Raw genomic sequence first — 1,291 nt, 5'->3', positions numbered from 1 at the left:
TAGATGATGACTTTGCCTTCAATTATCAAAAGCCTACACACCAACAATTAGTACCCACAAAAGTATCGTGACATTTCAATAAGATGTACTCAAAAAGCGAGCCGTTTAGATTAAAACGACTCGCTTTTTTGTTGCACATACGTGCTTATTCAAATTCACCTTTCACAAATTGTGAATTATAAAGATTGTAGTAGAATCCTTCTTGAGCTAGTAATTCCTCATGGTTACCTGTTTCAATGACGTCACCATGGTTCAATACAATAATGTTATCTGCATCTTGAATGGTTGATAAACGGTGGGCAACAACAAATGAAGTCCTTCCTTCAAGTAATTGATTCATGGCTTTTTGAATGAGTTTTTCTGTACGCGTATCAATTGACGATGTCGCTTCATCCAAGATTAAAATCTCTGGATCAGACATAAAGGCCCGAGCAATCGTCACTAATTGACGTTGACCTTGGGAAATATTAGAACCATCTTGGTTGATAATGGTGTCATATCCATCTGGCAAGGTCCGTACAAAGTCATCTACATGGGCAGCTTTTGCGGCACGAATCACTTCATCACGGGTCACATTTGGATTGTTTGACCCGTAAGCAATGTTGTCTGCAATAGACCCATTAAATAGCCAAGTATCTTGCAATACCATACCCATTCGTGAATGTAATTCTTCTTGGTCAATATCTCTTGTATCTACACCGTCATATTTAATAGACCCACCGGAAATATTATAGAACCGTTCAATTAAGTTAATTATGGTTGATTTACCGGCCCCTGTAGGTCCTACAATTGCCACCATTTGACCTGGTTCAACGGTTAGGTTGAAGTCAGTCATTAGTAGGTTCTCTTCGCCTGGTTGATAACCAAATTGGACGTGGTCGAAAATCATCTTATAGTCTGTTTCGATAGCTGGTTGACCAGAAGTCACTTCTTCCATTTCTTCAACGTCAAGGAATTCAAAAATACGTTCGATAGACGCTACCATACGTTGTAATTGGTTTATCATGTTAGCCGTTTGTTTTAGGGGCTCTGATAGGATCCCTGCGTATTGTAGCATGGCTTGAACGTCACCAATTACCATAGTACCGTTAGCCACTGAGAAACCACCGACGATAGCTACCGCTACGTAACCAAAGTTTTTCGCCAAGTTCATCAACGGCATTAAGATACCCGAAATGAATTGGGCTTTCCAAGAAACCGCATAGTATTCTGCTGATTTCTCTTCAAACTGAGCAATTTTACCTTCATTTTGGTTGAAAGCATTATTTTCAATTTGACCAGAATAGTTTTC

At 39.3% G+C, this 1,291-nt stretch carries 1 protein-coding gene; it reads right to left on the bottom strand.

Going from position 1 to position 1,291, the window contains the following annotated elements:
• Positions 1-145: 145 nt before the first annotated feature.
• Positions 146-1,291, bottom strand: a 1,146-nt coding sequence (locus tag ACRCJ0_RS14315) for an ABC transporter ATP-binding protein (RefSeq protein WP_431390886.1), incomplete at its 5' end; no start/stop codon positions are given.

This window comes from Aerococcus sp. L_32 (genome assembly GCF_050689315.1).
Note: the sequence above shows the minus strand (reverse complement) of the source record. Positions and strands in the feature narration are given on the sequence as shown.